This window comes from Clostridium pasteurianum DSM 525 = ATCC 6013 (assembly GCF_000807255.1).
GTDB lineage: Bacteria > Bacillota > Clostridia > Clostridiales > Clostridiaceae > Clostridium_I > Clostridium_I pasteurianum.
The window spans coordinates 3,682,971-3,702,268 of record NZ_CP009268.1; the positions used below are offsets into that span (position 1 = coordinate 3,682,971).

At 31.1% G+C, this 19,298-nt stretch carries 17 protein-coding genes; 2 read left to right on the forward strand and 15 right to left on the reverse strand.

All coding sequences use genetic code 11. The annotated features are described in order from the left end of the window. Position 1: 1 nt before the first annotated feature. Entirely contained in the window at positions 2-1,228 is a 1,227-nt protein-coding gene (locus CLPA_RS16575) for an IS91 family transposase (protein WP_003444845.1), read from the reverse strand. A gap of 148 nt (positions 1,229-1,376) precedes the next feature. Between CLPA_RS16575 and tatC the strand changes: the two genes are divergently transcribed. Further along, on the forward strand, positions 1,377-2,114 hold the full coding sequence (gene tatC, locus CLPA_RS16580; RefSeq protein WP_071167530.1) for a twin-arginine translocase subunit TatC: 738 nt from the start codon (positions 1,377-1,379) through the stop codon (positions 2,112-2,114). Between the two features lie 145 nt (positions 2,115-2,259). On the opposite strand, the gene CLPA_RS16585 is transcribed toward tatC, so the two are convergent. The 9 genes from CLPA_RS16585 to CLPA_RS16625 form a co-directional block, all read right to left on the reverse strand. Further along, positions 2,260-3,330 (reverse strand): 4Fe-4S dicluster domain-containing protein, encoded by a 1,071-nt coding sequence (locus CLPA_RS16585; protein WP_003446396.1) that lies wholly within the window; start codon positions 3,328-3,330, stop codon positions 2,260-2,262. 194 nt (positions 3,331-3,524) lie between these two features. Then, on the reverse strand, positions 3,525-4,217 hold the full coding sequence (locus CLPA_RS16590) for a TorD/DmsD family molecular chaperone (RefSeq protein ID WP_003446394.1): 693 nt from the start codon (positions 4,215-4,217) through the stop codon (positions 3,525-3,527). Between the two features lies 1 nt (position 4,218). Continuing rightward, positions 4,219-5,190, reverse strand: a complete 972-nt coding sequence (locus CLPA_RS16595) for a DmsC/YnfH family molybdoenzyme membrane anchor subunit (protein ID WP_003446392.1) — start codon at positions 5,188-5,190, stop codon at positions 4,219-4,221. 3 nt (positions 5,191-5,193) lie between these two features. Beyond that, positions 5,194-5,775 carry a DMSO/selenate family reductase complex B subunit gene (locus tag CLPA_RS16600; protein ID WP_003446391.1) on the reverse strand — a complete coding sequence of 194 codons (582 nt, stop codon included), beginning with the start codon at positions 5,773-5,775 and terminating at the stop codon, positions 5,194-5,196. A gap of 180 nt (positions 5,776-5,955) precedes the next feature. Then, entirely contained in the window at positions 5,956-8,625 is a 2,670-nt protein-coding gene (locus CLPA_RS16605) for a molybdopterin-dependent oxidoreductase (RefSeq protein ID WP_003446387.1), read from the reverse strand. A 312-nt stretch (positions 8,626-8,937) separates the two neighbouring features. Next, entirely contained in the window at positions 8,938-11,322 is a 2,385-nt protein-coding gene (gene lon, locus CLPA_RS16610) for an endopeptidase La (RefSeq protein ID WP_003446386.1), read from the reverse strand. Positions 11,323-11,611: 289 nt separating this feature from the next. Beyond that, a complete protein-coding gene (locus tag CLPA_RS16615) occupies positions 11,612-11,833 on the reverse strand; it encodes a NifU family protein (RefSeq protein ID WP_003446383.1) in 222 nt (73 codons plus the stop codon). Between the two features lie 185 nt (positions 11,834-12,018). After that, positions 12,019-12,435 carry a MarR family winged helix-turn-helix transcriptional regulator gene (locus CLPA_RS16620; RefSeq protein ID WP_003446380.1) on the reverse strand — a complete coding sequence of 139 codons (417 nt, stop codon included), beginning with the start codon at positions 12,433-12,435 and terminating at the stop codon, positions 12,019-12,021. Between the two features lie 277 nt (positions 12,436-12,712). Beyond that, positions 12,713-13,348: a flavodoxin family protein gene (locus tag CLPA_RS16625; RefSeq protein WP_003446377.1), complete on the reverse strand. Its 636-nt coding sequence runs from the start codon at positions 13,346-13,348 to the stop codon at positions 12,713-12,715. 244 nt (positions 13,349-13,592) lie between these two features. Here CLPA_RS16625 and CLPA_RS16630 point away from each other — a divergent pair, with 244 nt between their 5' ends. Next, positions 13,593-13,934 (forward strand): winged helix-turn-helix transcriptional regulator, encoded by a 342-nt coding sequence (locus CLPA_RS16630; protein ID WP_003446375.1) that lies wholly within the window; start codon positions 13,593-13,595, stop codon positions 13,932-13,934. 140 nt (positions 13,935-14,074) lie between these two features. Here the strand turns inward: CLPA_RS16630 and CLPA_RS21395 are convergent, their stop codons facing one another. The 5 genes from CLPA_RS21395 to CLPA_RS16650 all read right to left on the reverse strand — a co-directional run bounded on the left by CLPA_RS21395 (position 14,075) and on the right by CLPA_RS16650 (position 19,283). Next, complete coding sequence (locus CLPA_RS21395; protein WP_003446373.1) at positions 14,075-14,242, reverse strand: hypothetical protein; 168 nt, start codon at positions 14,240-14,242, stop codon at positions 14,075-14,077. A gap of 163 nt (positions 14,243-14,405) precedes the next feature. Further along, on the reverse strand, positions 14,406-15,914 hold the full coding sequence (locus CLPA_RS16635; RefSeq protein ID WP_003446371.1) for a glycoside hydrolase family 32 protein: 1,509 nt from the start codon (positions 15,912-15,914) through the stop codon (positions 14,406-14,408). A gap of 24 nt (positions 15,915-15,938) precedes the next feature. Continuing rightward, complete coding sequence (locus tag CLPA_RS16640) at positions 15,939-16,787, reverse strand: carbohydrate ABC transporter permease (RefSeq protein ID WP_003446369.1); 849 nt, start codon at positions 16,785-16,787, stop codon at positions 15,939-15,941. Positions 16,788-16,789: 2 nt separating this feature from the next. Continuing rightward, complete coding sequence (locus CLPA_RS16645; protein WP_003446368.1) at positions 16,790-17,731, reverse strand: carbohydrate ABC transporter permease; 942 nt, start codon at positions 17,729-17,731, stop codon at positions 16,790-16,792. A 235-nt stretch (positions 17,732-17,966) separates the two neighbouring features. Continuing rightward, positions 17,967-19,283 (reverse strand): ABC transporter substrate-binding protein, encoded by a 1,317-nt coding sequence (locus CLPA_RS16650; RefSeq protein WP_003446367.1) that lies wholly within the window; start codon positions 19,281-19,283, stop codon positions 17,967-17,969. Between the last annotated feature and the right edge of the window lie 15 nt (positions 19,284-19,298).

Consider the following 19,298-nt stretch of genomic DNA (forward strand, 5'->3'; position numbering starts at 1 on the left):
TTTATACATATAATGGCTCTATTTTATCACGAATTATTCCCTTAATCACACCATAATTGTACATTATCTCTTCAATTTTTATTTTGTTTTCACCTATTATTTTCTCTTTAAATTTTTCTCTTACACTTACATTTTTATAGTATATATCATGAAATTTCATCTGTGTTCCACACTTTTCACATTTTAATGGATTCACTCCAAATGTAAGAAGTATTCTTGTTTGCCAATTATTAATTTTTCTTTTGAACTCAGCAACTTTTTCATTTACCAACTTAAAAAATTTATTTTTATGTCTTGTGTTTTTAGCATATATTCCATAATATCTTATCATCTTAAAATTCTTTTCTGGTATGTGTCTTATTACTCTACCTATAAAATCAATAACATCTATTTCCTCTACAACTTCTTCACCATCTTCATGTCTTTCATAACGAAAAGTTACTTTTTTACCATCATACTTTATTATTCTTGATTCAGCGATAGCTGGTCTTGCTGTATATCTTCCAACATACTTTCCTGCTTGCTTTGCTGTTTTTATTTCACCTTTTCCATATACATAAAATCCATTCTCTAACCTTTTATATAGCTTATTTTTTAATTTTTTAAATTCTTTTTTTCCACTTTTAAGATTAATTCCTATTTCGTCTAACAATATTTTTTGCCATCTTTTCCTTAGTGCTGTATAATTTATATGTTTTGTATTCCTCCAAATTGTAATTTCTCCAGCACCACCTTCGGTGACAATTAAGTGAACATGTGGATTCCATTTTAAGTCTCTTCCAAAAGTATGAATTACTGAGATTATTCCTGGTGTAAAACATTCTTTTTTATTTAAATCTCTAAACCAGCTCATAATTGCTTTTGCTGAACATTTAGGTAATAATGATAATAGTTTTCTATCCCTAGCAAAATATATTCTAAGTTCCTGTGGAATTGTAAATACCATATGTCTATGCTTTGAGTTAATAAGTCTTGCCACCATTTCATCAGACCATTCTTCAGATTTTTTCTTACCACATGAGGTACAAAATCTACTTTTACAGCTAAATCCAACTCTTTTTATATGACCACAATTTTCACACTTAAACTCAATAAATCCATTATCTAAGGATTTACAATTAATCATCTTATCAACTTCTCTACTTATGTTAGCTCTAATTTTCCCTTTATATATCTCACTGAATTTTTCCCAATTATCCACAAATATTTGTTTTATAACACCTTGCATAATCATCACCAATCACTAAATTTGCTAATAATTATATCAAAAATCCTATTCCAAAATATTACTTGTAATATTTTCCTCAAACTTCTAACATTAGATTTTTCAAGCCCTGCCGGGCAATATTTTTATACAAAAAATTTTTAAATTCCTAATATATGAAAAATTTAATGACAATAAATTAGGAACCCCAAAAACTATATTAGATCACTTAAAAGATCTGCGTAAAATGTTATTAATAATTTCTATTTCTATAGGTGCTGCTTTTAATATAATTCTTATCTTTTTTGTAACCTACATAATGGATTTTATAGTTAGGCCTTTAAAAACTATGCATATTGAAATTATCTATACTGGATTGTCTGAATCCTTTACTTCACAAGTTAAGGTTTCTTTAATTGCCGGTGTAATTGTAGTATCACCAATTATTTTTTGGCAAGTTTGGACTTTTTTAAAACCAGCTCTTTACCCGAAAGAACGATTAATATTTGGCAGTCTGTTTATTTCAGGTATTTTCCTATTTATTTTGGGAGTAGTATTTGCCTATTTAGTTGTACTAAATTTATCCATTAATTTTTTTGTTTATACCAGTGGTACTTCGGCAACTCCCATGATTTCCATAAGCAAATATGTAGATTTCCTATTTAGTTTTCTACTACCCTTTGGAATAACTTTTGAACTTCCAATAGTACTTATTATTTTAACACGATTAGGCATAATTACTGTCAGCAAGCTTTCAAAATATAGAAAATATGTTATATTTGCTATATTTGTTATTGCAGCCATATTAACTCCACCTGATGTGGTTTCCCAAATTTCAATGGCTATACCCATTATAATTCTCTATGAAATCAGTATTTTAGCATGTAAATTAGTTAAAAAACGAATCTGATGCAATAATAATATAATTTATCCTTCTAAAATTAGAGCTGTATTACAATGTATATATTTATTGTAATACAGCATCATTTAACAATATAAAAGAGATTTCTTTCCTACTGATTTCTAAAATCATTTTGAGACAATCTCATCCATAACTAAATTGGTTTCAAGTATTTCTTTTTACTATAACATGACATGCAAAGCTCTTCTTCTGCCTCCGGCTTTACAGGTGCACCACATTCTTTACAAACTGCCGACTTAATTTTTGTTTTTACTGGGAGAAAAGCATTGTAAATATATACTAATTTCATCCCTTCAATTGCTTTATTTATACAGACATTTTCACATACTCTGCAGCTGTCACATTTCCATACAGTATGATTTATAATCCTTGTGCCCTTTTCTCCTTCAGAAATATGAATTGCTTTTTGAGGACAAACTTTTTCACAAATTCCACACCCCCAGCATCTACTGCCAAATACAGGTGTATACCATCCAAATTTTTTTTGATCAATATTCAGATATTTAATATTTTTTAATCTGTTTAGTAATACTTTCCTATAAAGTATTCCATCTAATTTAATACTTGCATCTTCTGGCAGCAGAGTAGTAATTGTCGCCTTTGTTTTTTTCAATATAAATGCAAACATATCCCTTCTAGAAAAATGTTTTTGAGGCATTGCTGACCCAATATCGTTGATAATAATGCGCTTATTGTATAATTCCTCTCCCAAAAATTCTCTTACACGTTTTAGCTTTATTTCTATTAATTTTTCATCAGAAGACTTTTCTGAACAACTATCACAACTTCTTCTGACAATTATTACTGGTCTTTCTAAAGCTAAACAAGCCAATATCTCCCAGGGATAGGAAGCTATACAATGTAATTTTATATCCACAGATATTTCTTCCTTGTGACATGCTAAAATAATCTCCTCTCCCTTTACTTCATATATAATATTTAGAATTTTATTCATGGTACTAGAAGAAGATCGTATCGTTCTTGATGGACATACAGAAACACATATATTACAATTAATACATTTATACCAATCAATCTTTTTTAAATTTGTAGATTTTATTATTCCCTGACTGCAGAATGTCTGACATGCTGTACATACCTTTTTCCTCTGATTTTTATTGATACAACCATCATATTCAATAGTTGGATGATTTTCATCTATTAATTTATTGAATAAATAATTAGTTAACAGATCATTTAACATTATAGTACCGTTGTCAAAACCTTATAAAACTCTATAAGTTTGGTTAATTTTCCGTTCAATATACTAAAATTTTGTTGAAGCTACTTTAATTCGTATAGCACTCAGTACTTAAATTTTCATACTGTTCATACTATATAGCAGTTTCATCAACAGTATGAAATACTTATAGGTATTATTTTACGTTTTACAACAATTCACCTCTTTAAATTTATATTATCTAATACCTCAATAATAATATCGTAATCAATAACTAAAAATTCCTTCAAAATATTAGCCATCTCTGGATAATATAATTTAGAATCTGACTTTTGCATTGCATTTGCAAAATCAGGAATCCATTTTTGAAGATGATATTCCAAGAAATTTTTTTGATCCTTTAACAGTTGAACTACTATTTCCATATTTTCATTTTCAAATTCCTTTTGCATTTTTTTGCTTAAGCAGAAAATGAATTCTAATTCCAGTGCAATATGGTCATCTGCTACATGAAGATATCTGGTGGGAATAATGCCATGCTTCATATAAATTTTACGGACTTGTAAAGTGCTTTCCCTGAATAAAATACGTTCCTTTGTTATATATACAGATTCCCAGGGAGGGGCTGGCATTTTTTCCGGTCCTATAAGTAATCTTGTATACTCCATTTTAAGTTTATCAATAAAATCATCCTTTATTTTATAGGCAATAGATTTCAAAAATTCTGCTGCATCCACCATGGAATGATTATCTTCCATATCCAATAACTCCAAAGCATCTGTGGTAGTGTGAGCGGTTACTAATTTTAATTGTTCACGGCTTGGTTCAGCACCAAATATATTGTGAAATATTCCATACAAATAAGTTCTGCTTGCAATAAGTATTTCAATACTTTCTCTTTGATCTATCATGTTAAATTTCTCCAATCTTAGTGGTTATAAATACTGCATAGAACAAATATTTACTTATAATCGCTGACACTATTATAAAAAGAACAGCTAAAAGCTTTGCTTCATTTCCCACCCTTATCAAATTTATTCCATTATATTTTTTCCCTGAAATACCCTTCCAGAAGAAAAATATAACTGCAAAAACTGCAAATAAATATTTTAATATAACCAATATACTGCTCCCACTAGCAGATACTGTTCCTAATGTAGATAAATTGTACCTATAAAAAACTTCACTTACAATTTGTATTATAAATGCCAAAAATATTGCTGTACCAATAAATTTTTTAGACTTTTCTGTCTGATATCTATAATCAGAAGAATAATATAATATTCCTCCAATCAAAATTACACTAGTATAAAAATTTATAAAGGTCCCTATGCCATTCCAAGAAGGAATACCTGTAAATGTATAAACATTTCCAATGATAGCTATATCTATAATGCCTATAACTGATGATAACCAGATAAATATATTTTGTGTAAGCCTTGAGGAAGGTTTTACAAATGTTATTATAACATTTGCCACAATTAATGCTATTAATATTCCAAAGAATAAAATTTCTTTAGATAATCCTGTAAGACCTATAGCCACTGCTAATAATGTAAGTATAATCTGTGTTATTCTTTGGGAAGGTTTCACAAATGTAACAATAGTATTTATTACATTTAAAGCTACCAATATTCCAGAAAATAAAATTGCCCTAGACAACCAAGAGCTTTTAATGTTTTTTAAAGTGTTCACCATTTTAAATGGCTGACCTAGATTCAACCAATATGCAAATACAGCAATAATTATGAATGCTGCTGCTATAATAATAGGTAGTTTTTTAATACTATCTCTATTTTTTAATTTAATAATAGCTAAAAATAATATAATGCCTACTGATGATTCAATTCCTATAGAAAATATTAGCAATCCTAATTCCGACATACGTTATACCTCTCTTTCAACATAAACCTTTGAATATGCTGCTTTTCTTGGCTTAATCAATACCGATGGATTTGTAACAGACGCTGATGGTAAAATTGGTAGTTCACTAACTGCATCTTTGCCATACTTTTTCTTTAAATCATCTAGTTCGCCAAATTCAATACAGCGCATAAGACAAGCATCTACGCAGGCTGGATTTTGCCCTTTAGCTACCAAGTCCTTGCATGCATCACATTTGTTTATAATTCCTTCATCCTCTACATACTGTGGTACTCCATAAGGACAATTCCAGATACAATATTTGCATCCAATACACATATCCGGCTCATAATCTACAATCCCGTTTTGTTCCACCTTATGCAATGCTCCAGTTGGACAACCTTCTGCACACTTAGGATTTTTACAATGATTACAAGTAGTAGAAAGATGATAAATACTTGGATTGGGAAAAGTACCTGTTTCGTATGTTTTTACATTACGAAACAAACTTCCCACTTCCAAGCGATTTTTATCCTTACATGCAATTTGACAGGTACGGCATCCTATACATTTTGTCATATCAAAATAAAATCCATATTGACTCATTTTATTTCACACCTTTCTTTAAGTCATCTTTAAAAAATAACTAAGTCAGTATGCTAGCCTATTTTGAATCCCACTGTGTCAACAGAACCTTCTGATAGCTTAGGCTATCATCAGAACCTGTTTCCTTGTTGAATTCAAAATATTCGTCGCATCTTTGACTTCTTATTTATTTTCACATGCCTAAAATATAATTCGCTGCGGAACATCCACATCATCTGGCAATGGAGATCCTGTCCACTTCTCTAAGTTTACATTTTGCGTATTCCATCCTGAAACTCCTCCACCTGTGGAGATATTACCACATAAATAATTATCTGCCCCTGCTTTGTCAATTTCATTAGATTCATCTATATCTGCCCAGGCGCCATGTGGAAGACCGATAACCCCTGGAGCAATACGTTCTGTTACATAAGCAGGACGAAGTGTTTTACCATAGGCACTTGTAATTAAAACAGTATCTCCATTTTTAATTCTCTTTTTATCAGCATCTTTCTTTGAAATATAGGCAGGCTGCTTCAAAGCCTCTCTAAGCCATGGAACATTATCATAAATAGAATGAGATCGTCTGATATAATGAGGATTTATTAACTGATAAGGATATTTCCCTTTAATCTTATCATGAAAATCTGAATATGTACTTTCATACCCATCCCTTGGCGACACATATTTTGGCAGAGGTGAAACTTCATTATAACCCTGACTGTATAAAACATCAGCCTTTGTCTGAGAGTAAATTTCAATGAGACCTGTTTTAGAATTTAAAGGATTTTTTACAGGATCTTTTATAAATTTTTCATAGGCAATATTCCCATAATTATCTCCCGCATGTCTTTCCACCTGATAAATACCATCTTCTAAAAATTTCTTTAAAGGAACTCTTCCTGATTGCGGCTTACCCTCACACCCCCACTCTTCTATATCTTTAGCTGTAATCTCTAATAAAGATTCATAAGCTGTACCTTCCTTATTTATTACGGTAGAATTTGCTAACTTATTAAAGAATCTTTGTTTTTGACTTATAGGATACATATCTTTTTCTGACACACCTAGCAATTTACCAAGCTGAAGGTTTACCCATTCGTCATCCTTCGCTTCATAAATAGGTTTTATTACATTGCTGTATACCAGCATAATATCACGGTTGCAGCCAGAAGAGGGAAAATTTCCTTCACGTTCCCACCAAGTAGTAATAGGAAGAACAATATCTGCATATTTTGAATTTGTAGTTAGAAATGAAGACTGACTTAATACAAATTCTACTTTTCTATGTACTTCTATACCCTGCTTCATGCCTTCACGTGTCTGAAGAAGTGCACTTCCACTATGCCATATCATCTGGATATTAATTGATTTTCTCTCAATTTTCTTTTTCAAATCTACTTTTGACACTACTTTTTTCCAATCAGCTGGTTTACCATTAATAGAAGGAAAGACTGAGGATGGATTATAACTTCCTTCCAAAATAGCTTTCCAGCCTTCTGTATCATTTAAATAAAGAGGTTTATAAGTCTTCGCCTTTGATACCATACCATCACTGCCGGCAACCACTAATGCTTTTCCAAAATTAGCAGCATTATTCCAGCAGGATGTCCCAGTAGCATGTCCAGTTTTACCAATATGTCCGCCCATAGCACCCAATGTTATAAATAATTGAGGCATGGAATCACTATCATGAGTACGTGCAGGTGCCCAGGTAGTTAATAATGCTACTTTTACATTTTTGCCTATTCTTCGTGCCAGCTTACGAATTGTATCAGCTGGTACGCTGCAAATTTTTTCCGCCCACTCAGGAGTTTTAGGAACATTATCATATCTGCCAAGCAAATAATCTTTAAAGTTTTCATTTAGCTCTGCATCTGGCGGCATATGTTCAGCATCAAAACCATAGGTATAGTGATTTAGAAACTCCCAATCAATTAATGGGTTTGTTACAGGATCATCTTCCTCCAGCATTGTGTATGCCATTGCTAACTGCATTGTCATATCTGTTCCAGGCCTAATTGGAATCCATTCAGCCTCTAAAGTAGCTGCTGTATCTGTATATACTGGATCAATAATTACAAATTTACATCCCTTTTTCTTCATTTCCAGATACCAATGCGTTGCATTTCCCATGGCTGACCAGGCAGGATTTAAACCAAATCCAACAACAAGTTCCGAATTTTGCAAATCGAATCTATCATTTACTGCATCTCGCACTAAAATTCCATCTCCTATTCCCAAAATATGTGGAATTGCATACCATGCTCCATAGGAGCTTGTACCCCAATGTGAAACATAAGAACCTAATTTATTTAGTAAAGGTCCAGGTTCACCACTTGTAGAAAAAATAGCTTCCACTCCATGCTTATTTTTGATCTGTGTAATTTCATCTGCTATGTATTTTAATGCTTCACTCCATGAAATTCTCTCCCATTCATCTTTTCCACGGAGAGATTTATCTCCTCCACCAGGTTCCCAATGTTTACGTTTCATAGGATACTTCAATCTATCAGCACCCTGTGCCTCAAATTGCTCTGCTCTTCCTCTTAAACAAGCTCTTTGTTGAGGATTATCATCAGTATCCTCTCTTAAATCATCTGTTTTTTGGCGTACCACCACCCCATCAACTACTAATGCTTTAACTAAACATTTTCCTCCGCAATTATGCCAGCAGGCTGCTGCAACCCATTTTCCACTATCCGTGTTAATATGAGCTACATCTTTTTCATCCAGTGTAGTTTCCTTTAATGTGTTATCATAAGCTACTAGCGGCAAGCCTGCTACAGCTGCTACTACAGCTGCGCTCCCCTTGAGAAATTTTCTTCGGTCTATCTTAGTATTTGTTAATTTATTTATAAAATTACTCATAGCACTGATATACCCCCCGATCTTTAAAGTTTAAAAATAATTTATCATTATTGTTATAGTTAATTTATACATAGTTGATTCTTTATTTTTAAATTTACACAAATAAAAAGACCAATCTTTCTGAAATTTCTTTAAGAAAGATTAGTCTCTAGTTATCTAGTCAACCATACTATTATAATTAATTGTTTGTTACTTTCATGCTTGGAATTTAATAATATATATTATTTATATTTGTTTACTATATATATTATCTTTAATTTTTCTTTTTATGTCAATATATTATTGAAAAAATTAACATTTAGCCAACTAATTTTATATTCTAACTTCACCCACAGCTCCTGCTGTCATATCCAAAACAGCTGGTCTTGGAAGTTCTATACCTATAGTTTCTTTTATAACATCTTCAATAGTTTCCACAAGAATGAATTGCAGTTCACTTCTAACTTCTTTAGGAACATCCATTATATCTTTTTCATTACCTTTTGGTAAAATAACACGTTTTATTCCTGCACGATGAGCTGCTAATACTTTTTCTTTAATTCCTCCTACAGGAAGTACTGCACCTCTCAATGAGATTTCTCCTGTCATTGCCAGTTTTGGGTCCACTTTATGTCCTGTTACCAGTGAAGCAATGGTAGTAAATAATGCTACTCCTGCAGAAGGTCCATCTTTCGGAATAGCTCCTGCTGGCACATGAAGATGCAAGTCATTTTTATTAAATTCAACATTTTTTGAACTAAAGGCCAATCTTGAACGAATAAGACTTTGAGAAATCTTCGCAGATTCTCTCATTACATCTCCTAGTTGTCCTGTAAGGATCAATTGCCCATTTCCAGGCATAAGCACACCTTCAATAAATAAAATTTCTCCTCCTACTGGAGTCCAAGCGAGTCCTGTTACAACTCCTGGTGGATTATTTTCACCAACCTTATCATGATCGGCAATTTCATGTCCTAGAATATCAAAGAGCATGTCCTCTTTAACCACATAAGGTAAATCTACTTTGCCAAGGACAATCTTTTCGGATACCGCCCTTGCCACTGCGGCCAATTGACGTTTAAGACCTCTTACACCTGCTTCCCTAGTATATTTATCAATAATAGCCTTTAAAGCTTCATCTTCAATTTGAAGCTCATCATTATTTAATCCGTGTGCCTGTAGTACTTCACTCCACAAATGCTCTTTTGTAATGTGGAATTTTTCCTGACCTGTGTAACTATTTATATCTATAATCTCCATACGATCTAGCAAAGGTCCAGGTATATCTTTCAATGAATTTGCTGTTGCAATAAAGAATACATCTGATAGATCATAAGGTACTTCCAAATAGTGATCTGAAAAGGTATTGTTTTGTTCAGGATCTAGGACTTCAAGCAGTGCACTAGCGGGATCACCGCTTACAGATGACATCATTTTATCAATTTCATCTAAAATAAACACTGGATTTTTTTCTCCTGCACGTTTCATTCCCTGAACAATTCTTCCTGGCAATGCACCAATATAAGTTCTTCTATGTCCTCTTATCTCTGCTTCATCTCTTACTCCTCCAAGGCTTACTCTAACATATTTACGATTAAGAGCTTCCGCAATACTCTTCCCCAAACTTGTCTTACCAACTCCAGGAGGTCCCACTAATAATAGAATTGATCCTTGTTTGTTCTGTTTCAATTTCATAACCACTAAATGCTGTATTATACGGTCTTTAACTTTATCAAGTCCATAATGTCTCTCATTTAATATTTTTCTTGCAACTTCTATATCTATATCTTTAATCTCACTTTTCTTCCAAGGAAGACTTATCAGTAAGTCAAGATAATTTTCAATAATATTAACTTCTGAGCTATTAGGTGCTTGTCTATTTAGTTTACTTACTTCATCTAATGCTATTTTTCTAACATCTTCAGGCATCTTTGCTTCCTCTATTAAAGCCTTATAATCCTTTTTAGTTTTTGTTCCATTGCCTTCTGATGATTCATTTAGCTCTTCCTGAATGGCCTTAAGCTGTTGTCTTAACATATTTTCTCTATAATTTTTATTTATTTTATCGTTAAATTTTGCAGCTATCTCCATTTGAAATTTTATGGATTCCTTTTGATCTATTAGTATGTCTAAAGCTCTCAAGCTCTTCTCTTTTAAAGAACGAATCTCAAGGAATTCCTGTCTTTCTTCATAGGATAATTTCATAAATGGAAATAAATAAGCTATTATATCTGTAACATTATCCATCTTATTTATATATTCTACATAAAATTCTGCTCCTCTAAAATTTTCACTAATTTCAGAAATCAAAGATTTAATGTAGTTGATTATTTCTATTTGATTTTTTTCATTTAAGTCTATAATGTCAGGGATGAGCTTAAAGGTTACTCTATAATTTTCACCTTCTGGAATAAATTCTTCTACTTGAATTCTTTCAACTACATCTATAGTAAATTCATATCCATCTTTTGATATTTTCCTATCTTCAACTTTAATTAATGTACCAATAGTATAAAAATTATCTTTCTTTATGATATTTTTACTATCCATTTCTTTAAGTGCTAATGAAATACCATAAAAACCATCTTGTGCAACTGTATTATAAAATTGATTACCGATCTCTTTACTTGTTCTTATTGTTATGTTCTTTCCCTGCAATAAAACAGTATTTGGTATAACAACTACAGGTAGTTCTCTATTTATGTTCCATTCTTTCATTCCAATCATCTCCAATCCTTTTAGCTTAAACCTTGGTCAGGCAATCTAATTTATCATTTTTAGATCTAAGACATCTTTATCCTTCTGTTTATTGAGGCACATTCAAATAAATAACTAGTCAGTATGCTAGCTTATTTTTAATCCTACTTCGTCAACAGAGCCCTCAGATAGCTCACTATCCTGGTCACCTGTTTCCTTATATGATTCAAAATATCCGTCGCATCTTTGACTTACTATTTATTTTCATATGCCTAAGATGCCTTAGTGTTCCTTTAAAATATGAGTTTAATTATACTCCCACAACTGCCTTAACTTCAGGAATTTTATTTTTTAGTTCTGTTTCAATTAAATTTTTTACTGTCATTTGGGAAAATGGACACCCGCTGCAGGACCCTTGTAATTCAACTTTTACAACGCCATCTTCTGTAACGTCTATAAATTTTACATCTCCCCCATCTCTTTGTAATGCTGGACGAATCTCATCTAATACTTCAATAACTTCATCTCTCATTTTTATTCTCCTCACCTTTTAATGCTAAATTTATATATATTACAATGAATCATGCCAATTATAAAAGTCTATTCTGCTTACTACCACTTATTAAATGTACAGATTCAATTGCAAATTATATATTATATTATTATAGTTAGTTTAAATTAACCTAACTATATTGTTAAAAAAATTTATTTTATTCCTTATTTAACTTTTGATAAAAGGTCTATTAATGTATTAATTTCATCTTCATTGAGACTTCCCATAATTCTATCCACTACTCTTTTAGTAGTCAATTCATCGAATCGTGCAATACACTTTCCTCTTTCTGTAAGATAAATATAATAAACTCTACCATCTTTATGACATTTTTCCTTATATATACAATCTAATTTAATGAACTTCTTTATCATTTCTGTAACTGACGGTTTAGATAAGTCTAAAATTTCAGCCAGCTTACTGGTAGTAATACATTCCTGCTGATCAAATTTTTTTATATATTCAATTTGACGAAGAGTTAATTCTGACATCTTCAGTTCATCAATAAGTTTACAGGAACACTGCCCCTTTACTTCCATCAATTGTTTATAGGTATCATAAAGTTTTTTGTTGATGTCCACAAGATCACCTCATTAGTTTGTTAGGTTTTCCCTAACTACATAATAAAACACATCCTGTGTTTTGTCAATAAAAAATAAAAATTTATTTGAATTAACTGAAATTTTATAATAATACTACGATTTCAAGTTCAATAGCTGATACTACATCATTAATTCTTTTTACAAATCTCATTATAAACATTATGATTTAATTAAATGAATATATTAAAAGCTGCTTGAAAATACTTTATATATTATAAGCAGCTTTTAACTATACGTATATTTATTTTGAAATACCTTATCTTATAAAATTCATAAATATTTTATCTTCTTTTTTACTTTCCTCTACATGATCTTTTCCAAAATCAACAACTTTCATTAACCAAGCCATATTTTTACCTAGAACTCTCATGATCTGATTTCCTTCTTCATCTTGGGCTACTTCCCCTGGTGCTGTCCCATAACCTACATTCCAATAATTTGATGTAGGCATTACCATTTCTGAATAATTAATATAATTATTTAATTGACTAAATGTTGAAACACCACCGGATCTTCTTACTGCAACTACGCTGGCACCAACTTTATGTCTAAGCATTCCATTGTTTACAGAAGTCACAAGAAATGCACGATCTAAAAATGATTTCATCGTTCCTGCTATAGCTGAATAATGTACAGGAGAACCCAAAATTATACCGTCAGCCTCTTTCATTTTTTGAATCCACTCATTGACCTGATCATTTTGTATAACACATTTTTCATTCATATTTCTACTGCAGCCACCACAGGCTAAACAGCCGCGTATTACCTTATTTCCCACATGAATAATCTCTACTTCTATATTTTCTTTTTCTAATTCTGCCGCTACAACCTTTATTGCCTCATAAGTATTTCCATTCTTATTAGGACTGCCATTAAAAGCAACTACTTTCATAATATATACCCTCCATAATATATTTATAATTTTTTAAATCTGTTTTAGAACTCAATCATAAATTTATTATATAGTTATGTAATTTCATTAACAAGTACGTACTTTTTAGTTAGTTAAGTTACTTAAAAGTAAGATTTACTATAATATCTGAATTTAACATCATTAAATTTGCCATGTTCTTGTTATTGTTATATAATTTAGTTTAATATATTATTATTTTATAATAATTAAGGCAGGTAGATCAATGATATACTGTAATGGTAAAAAATATGTATGTTTATTGGATTTTGCAATGGATTTTATAAGAGGTAAATGGAAAGCAGTTTTATTATGTCATCTATATGATGAACCTAAAAGATTTTTAGAACTTCAGAGAATAACTAAAGGAATAAGCCAAAAAGTTTTAAATGAAAAACTTAAAGAACTGGAAAATGATGAATTGTTAACCAAAAAAATTTTCCCTGAGGTACCACCTAAAGTTGAATACAATCTTACTGATAAGGGTAAAGAACTCACTAAAATTATTAAAGAAATTGAAGATTGGTCTGTTAAACATTATCCTCATTTAGATAATAAGTGTAACTAATGTAACAAAAAGGACAACCGGATGTATCTATATCTTTTACCATTCTATCTATATTTTTAATTAGGAATATAAATTAAAGCTTATATACTTACTCCGCCTTAAATTCTGTATAGATAATTCGTATTGTCCTTATCTTTTCTTTATTCTTCAATTAAAATTATATCATTATCTTTTTTAGCTATATATAAATCTGTTGGATGTTGAACACAAAAGATAAAAGCTACATCATTTACTAAATATCTAACAATACCATAAAGCCCATTCCATGAGTTATTATCATTTATTTTTACTAATGAACCTACCCCCATCTTTCTTCTCCTCCTTAGATTTATCTACTATATTATATGAATAAAAAAAGCATCTAGCTATTAACTAAATGCTCTAAACCAAATATTTTATTTTTATATCTTCATCTGCAGTTCTAAAATTCAGATGGGGTAAAAGAATCCCCACCTGAATTAAGAACCTGCTTCAATGTACATTTCCCTTTTCCAATAACTTCACTATTAATTTCCCCTTAGCAGTTATCTCTAAATCTTTACCCTTTTCTATAGGAAAGAAAGTATCAGTTACTGTAAATTGTTTATTAATAAATAATTCTAAAGAGGATGTATCTCTAAATATCTCTAAAATCAGTAAATTATTATTTGGAATAACAGAAAGACTGCGTTCAAATAGCTGAGGCTTTTCAACACCAGTAATCTTATGACCGCTTTTTTCACGATTAACTGTAAAGACTTCTTCTTTAACATCGTAACTAATTAAAATAAATTCATTTTCACTTTTAGCAAACCTTATTTGAAAATCATCGGTTTTTTCTACATCTAATTTCAATTTAAAATAGCTGTTTTCATCACAGATATTCTCAAATTTTAATGTATCATCTTGAATATTTTTCTCCTGAAATGCAGTATCAATTTTAATCAATTCATAGATATCATAAATTGGAGATTGTACTAACCTATTATTTTTCACATGTAATTCTCTAGGTAAAGTCATACTCCCTGCCCATCCATGTTTTAAATCATTCGTAGGCATATTTCTTTTCCACATTTGCATCCAAGCCACCATAATTCTACGATTTTTTTCATCAATGCATGTTTGAGGAGCATAAAAATCCAAACCATAATCAATTTCATGATAATTTTCAACCTTAAACTTACCAGTCTGCCAATCCACATTACCAATAAAAACTGCTGTTGAATTAATATTATAAAATTCATATTTATTTTTTTGTATTTCAATTGGTGACATAATTAATACATCTTTATCATCTATATTAAATAAATCTGGGCACTCCCACATAATGCCTTGCTCTTTATTACCTTCCAATAAAACTGATTTAAAGGACCAGTTAAATAAATCTTTAGAGCTGAATAATAGAATTCTGCCTCGTTCATCTTTCGTTTTAGAGGCAACTACACTATAATATAAGTCTCCTTTTTTGAATACCTTTGGATCTCTAAAGTCTTCAATTGAAGCACTTCCTTTAATTTCATTTTCAGAAATAACAGGATTACCTTTATATTTTTGAAAATAGATTCCATCTTCTGAATAAGCAATACATTGAACTTCACGCTTTGTACCAGCTCTTTCGTAATGTCCAGTGTACATTAAATATAGTTTACCATCTTTTTCAATAGCACTTCCTGAAAAACATCCATCCAGTTCGTACTCTTCTGTAGGAGCTAAAGCTACAGGCATGTGTTCCCAATGAACTAGATCTTTGGATTTTACATGTCCCCAATGCATAGGACCCCATACAGTATCATAGGGATAATGCTGATAGAACAGATGATATTCACCTTTATAGTATACGAATCCATTAGGATCATTAATCCATCCAACTGGAGCCATTACATGATAATTGTTTCGATATTCCTGATTTACATTTGCTTTTCCATCAGAAATATATTCATTTGCTTTTTTTATTAGTTCAATAGTTTCGTTATAATATTCTTCTTGATTACTTATAGTCATTGTTTTACTCTCCCATCCCATTCTTTATTTAATTCCTGTACCAGATCCCCCTAGTCCTTGTAATATATATTTTTGTGCCACAATATATATTATGATCAATGGAATAGTAGAAATAGTAAGTACAGCCATAACTTGGTTTGTATAGACTGGCTGCGTAGTATTAATAGTTGTAATCGCTACTTGAAGTGAAAATTTTGATTTATCTATTAATACCATTAATGGCCAGATATAATCATTCCAGCTAGCAATAAAAGCTAAAGTTCCTACAGTTGCCACTGCTGGTTTGGACATTGGCAGCATAATCTTCCAAAATATAGAGAAGTTACTAGCCCCATCTAATCTTGCAGATTCTAAGACTTCTTCTGGAACAGCAATAAAGAAGTTCCTAAATAAATATATATTAAAGGCATTAGCTATGGCCGGTAATACTACCGCCAAACGAGTATTAACAATTCCTAATGCATGAACAATAGTAAATTGTGGAATCAAAATAGTTTCTACAGGTATAATTAATAAAGCCAGTAATAATCCGAAAATCATCTTCTTACCTTTAAACTTTAATTTAGCAAAAGCATATCCTGCCATACCATTAACTATTATTGAACCTGCTGCTACAGTTAAAGCATATAATATACTGTTCATCGTATATAGAGGAATATTAAAACGTGATAGAACATCTATATAAGGTTTGAACCATTCTGCTGGATTACCTGAAGGTAAAAATGCTTTAATAGTAGATATATCTTTATACACATTCCCTTCTAATTTCATAGAGGAAGCAAGCATCCATAAAAGTGGAAAGATGAATAAAGCTGCTAACAAAATTAACATTGCGTACTCCAATACAGTACTTATACCAAATTTTTTCTTCATTCTTAATCATCCTCCTTAACAAACTTTCTTTGTAATATTGTTATGACTCCAATAATTGTACCAAATAATAAAGCAATACTGCTGGAATAACCAACCATTCTATCGGTAAATCCTGTTTGATAAATATAGTATACAACTGTCATAGTTGAATTCATCGGTCCCCCTTGAGTCATTACCATTGGCTGAACAATTAATTTGAAAGCAGAAATAAGTGTAGTTAAGAGAATAAACAGCGAAGTAGGTTTTAACAACGGCATTGTAATATAGCGAAATTGAGCCCATTTTGAAAATCCATCAATTTCAGCTGCTTCATATACATCTGGTGATATATTCTGTAAACCTGCTAAAAATAATAACATTTGATATCCAGCCCCTTGCCAGGCAGATACAAAAATAATAGTGTACATAGCTTGATTGGGACTAGTTAAAAAAGGTTGTGCACTTATTCCAATTTTCTGCAAAAATGCATTAACAACTCCATCTGTAGGATTCAATAAATATAACCATAATACAGAAATTACTACTAATGACATTACTACTGGAGCAAAAAATGCTACTTTAAAAAACATATTCCCTTTTCTAGACTTATTTACAATTAATGCCATACCAAGAGCAGCTCCTAATTGCAGAGGAATAATCCAAACTACAAATTTCAAAGTATTAAACAAACTCTTAACAAAAATAGGATCTTTAAATAATTGTATAAAATTTTTAATTCCAATAAATTTTCTTAGATTAGGTGTTAATAAATAATAGTCTGTAAAGGCATAATATATAGCCATTCCCGCTGGAATTATTAAAAATAATGACAGTAGAATTAGTGCAGGAGCTAAAAAAGCATATCCCAACAAATTATCTTTTAATCCAGTTTTTTCACTAGTCTTACCTGTTTTAAAAAAAGCACGTGCTATTCCCTTATCTTTTAGGGTAGTTTTTCCTTCCATTTTAATCCCCCCAAAACTTTATTTTCAAATTTTTATTTATATCTATAATTCAAATACATATCTGTTTTTTGTATTTGAATTATAGAATTGACAAATTATCTTTTTATCCTATAACTACCAGACCTAATACTCCCATCTTCTATCAAAGTTGGATATAACGGATACTACGTCCCTGGATAACTATTTCTAAGTTTCAGATGGCGAAAAAAACTCCACCTGAAACAAAGAACTCTGTTTATCTTTGTTTGTCAATTGCTGCTTGTATTTCTTTAGCTCGTGTATCCAAAACTTTTTTTACATCTGGATTATTCTTATAGTAAGTTACATCTGTTACAGCATCTTGAAAAGCACGACTAACTTGTGGATAGGCAACTATTACAGGACGAGCATGTGCTGATTTTGCATTTTGATCCATTAAGAATTTCATATTTTCTGAGACTTTGTCTTGAATATTTTTAATTGTTGAATAACGCATTGGTAAAACTGAATTCCCTAAACTCATTATTTCATTAGATTCAGTATTAGTGCTGAACTTAGCAAATTCTGCAGCTGCTTCTTTCTTTTCAGTAGTATTACTAACAGCTACCTGCCAACTACCGGATGGAGATACTAGTTTATGCGTATCAGGAGAAACAGGATATGGAAGAATACCATAATCAATATCTTTAAAATTTTTATTCATATCTTCAATAGTCCATGATCCACTGAATTTCATTGGATATTTTCCCTGTTCAAAGGCTTGTTTAGCAGGCGATTGAGTTGTATAACCTTTTTTAACCATATCTTGAATAAATGTAAAAGCTTTTACTCCATTAGCATCATTTAATACCCCATCGGCCTTAGTTCCATCTTTAGATACTACATCTCCTCCCTGAGACCATAAAAATGGTGTAAACGCATACATAAGCATTTCACTTTTATCATTTAAACTCATGTCAATTGCTGGTACATTATATTTTTTTACCAATGTATCACAAATACTCATGAATTCATTCCAATCCCAAGGCTTATCAATAGTAGGCAAAGATGCAGTATCAATTCCGGCATCTTTAAACATCTTTTTATTATAATAAATACCTACATTGGATTCTGAAAAACCTATAGCATACATTTTTCCATCATAGGTTCCCTGATCAATAATGCTTGGTAAAATATCTTTCATATCCTCTTTATCCGTAAGATACTCATCTAAAGGAGCAATAATCCCTGACTTTGCATAAGCTGCAGTATTTGGTCCATCTAAAGTCAGTACATCTGGTAAACTATTAGTAGTTAATGCTGCATTTACCTTATCTTCATATCCTCCGCCACTTCCACTGCGAGGTATATATTCAATTTTCACTTTATATTTTCCATTATATTTTTTGTTAAAATTATCAGCAATTTTTGCCCAGGCTTCTCCCTCTGGAGTTTCATCAGATGTATTTACCCAAGCAGTAATATCCCCCTTACCTCCAGAGCTTTCTCCACTAGTTTTATTGCCGCAACCAGCTAGTGAACCTACTACCAATAAACTCGCTAGTATTAAACTACAAATACTTCTCTTTTTCATTATATTAATCCCCCT